The following is a 1,399-nucleotide window of genomic DNA, read 5'->3' on the forward strand; positions in this document are numbered from 1 at the left end:
GTCCACCTCCGGGCATTCGCGGAACGCCAGGTCCTTGGTCAGGCAGATGCGCACTTCGCGCAGAAAGCGCCTGTCGCAGGTGACCGCTACTCCCTCGCCGGTAAGCGCCGGATTGGCGGCGAGGAAGGCGCGCTCGGCATCGTCCGGATCGAGCGTCCGGTGGGCGTCGAGCCGGCGAAACTCCGCAGGGATCGCCACTGCCTCGCGGGCGGCGCGCAGCACGTCGAAATAATCGTCCTGCGAAAGCCCGGCGCAACTGCCGTGCTTGCGCCACTGGTGCCGGATCAGTCCGGCCGACGGCATGATGTCGTAGAGTGTACGCAGGGTCGCATTGTCGACACCCTCCTCGTCCGTGCGGCAGTTTTCCGGATAGCCGCGTTCGAATTGCGGCCACAGCCCGTGCACAACGAAGGCATAGGGCCGCGCAGACGCGCATTGCTGGCGGTTGGCATCTTCACCTTCCGCCTCGCAATAGCTCGGCGACCACGACAGAGACAGGACGTAGAAATCGAAACCGGCGCCGGCTGGCACATCGCCCCGCGCCAGGACGGCAGGCTGGTTGATAGTCCCGCCGACGCCCTGGCCTGCGGGTTTCCAGAATATGGCCAGCGCGACCGCGATCAGCGCCAGTCCCGTCCAAGCTGCATACGATCGGCTTCGGCCCGCTGCCATGTGTCAGCTTAGGGTGTGTTGCGATTCAGGTCAGGACGAGCCGGATCGAGGAAGGTGCGCAACGACCAACATGCCGGATTTCCAGAACCGGAGCGGAGCGTAAATTCGGGTACGTGGTCGCCGGAAGCGCAGAAAGCCGTCACTTGTAGGCCGTCCTCACCCGAACCCCTTCCATGTCCGGGCGCAGGACGCGGCAGCGCCCATTGTAGACGTACCAGCGGTCGAAGCCGTCGACGCAGAATTCGACATTGTCGCCGATACCGGCAAAGCCCATTCCCCCCTCGATGAGATACCAGATGTTGCGCGTATGACCGTCGGAAAGCACGACGTCGGCCTCGCAATATTGCCGCGCGATGGGTTTGCGCTCGGCCCTCGGCTCGAAAAGGGTGCCGCGGATGCGCTGGAAATCGGTTATCGCGACGTCGGGCAGGTGCGGCACGTGCCGCACCTGGTAACGGAAGCGGTCGGTGATCTTGGCCAGAAAGCGCCTGTCGGCGCAGACGCCTGAATCCTGCTGCTGGTAGATCCCCATGTCGGCCGCAGGCGCAGCGGCCGGCGTCATAAACGAGCCGAGGGCCAGCGTTGCGGCCATGGCGAAACGGGCGATGCGGGTCATGCTGTCCTCGTGAATGGATCGCGCGGCGCGAAGCAGTATGGCCGGCAGTTTGCGCAAAGGCCGCGCATGGGTCAAGCCGCCGTCAAACGTTCGCGTCTTTCGCCGTCAGAC

2 protein-coding genes are annotated in these 1,399 nt (G+C 64.9%); both read right to left on the bottom strand.

The features are described from left to right. On the bottom strand, positions 1–672 hold a 672-nt coding region (locus MAXJ12_RS11515; protein WP_008836033.1), incomplete at its 3' end, for a ribonuclease T2 family protein. A 139-nt stretch (positions 673–811) separates the two neighbouring features. Then, positions 812–1,288: a hypothetical protein gene (locus MAXJ12_RS11520; RefSeq protein WP_050898816.1), complete on the bottom strand. Its 477-nt coding sequence runs from the start codon at positions 1,286–1,288 to the stop codon at positions 812–814. Positions 1,289–1,399: the final 111 nt, after the last annotated feature.

The sequence above is a fragment of the Mesorhizobium alhagi CCNWXJ12-2 genome (assembly GCF_000236565.1).
GTDB lineage: Bacteria > Pseudomonadota > Alphaproteobacteria > Rhizobiales > Rhizobiaceae > Allomesorhizobium > Allomesorhizobium alhagi.